Below are 566 nucleotides of genomic sequence, written 5' to 3'. Positions count from 1 at the left end.
CACGCTGGAGCCCGGCTTCAATGTGACGCTGCCCTATCCGTTACACCAGGTCGACCGCGAGGACGTGCGCGAGATCCGGCTGGGGAAGATCCCCGAAGGAACCGAGCAGAAGCTGATCCTGACCGGGGACCAGAACCTCGCCAATGTCAGCTACATCATCCGCTGGAACATCAAGGACCTGAAGCTGTTCCGCTTCCAGCTCGATGATCCGACCAACACGATCAAGGAAGTGGCCGAATCGGCGATGCGCGCGGCTGTCGCACAGAAGACACTCGACCAGACCTTCTCCGGTGCCGGCCGGGCCGAGATCGAGGAACGGGTCATGACCCGGATGCAGGCCCTGCTCGATGCCTATCGTTCAGGGATCACCGTGCAGGGCGTCGACATCAACAAGACCGACCCGCCAGGCGAAGTGCTCGACGCGTTCAAGGACGTCTCGGTCGCCGAGCAGGATGCCAATGCGGCGATGAACCGCGCCCGCGCCACCGCGCAGCGGATCCTGGCTCAGGCGGAAGGTGAAACCGAGGCGTTCGACAAGGTCTACGAGCAGTATCGCCTTGCGCCCG

Annotated in this window: 1 protein-coding gene; it reads left to right on the top strand. The window is 63.4% G+C overall.

The window, feature by feature from the left end; all coding sequences use genetic code 11:
• Window positions 1-566: protease modulator HflK (gene hflK / locus AC01FP_RS18850; protein ID WP_474482465.1), on the top strand; the 566-nt coding region annotated here is incomplete at both ends.

The organism is Cyanobium sp. NIVA-CYA 375, from assembly GCF_056108345.1.
Note: the sequence above shows the minus strand (reverse complement) of the source record. Positions and strands in the feature narration are given on the sequence as shown.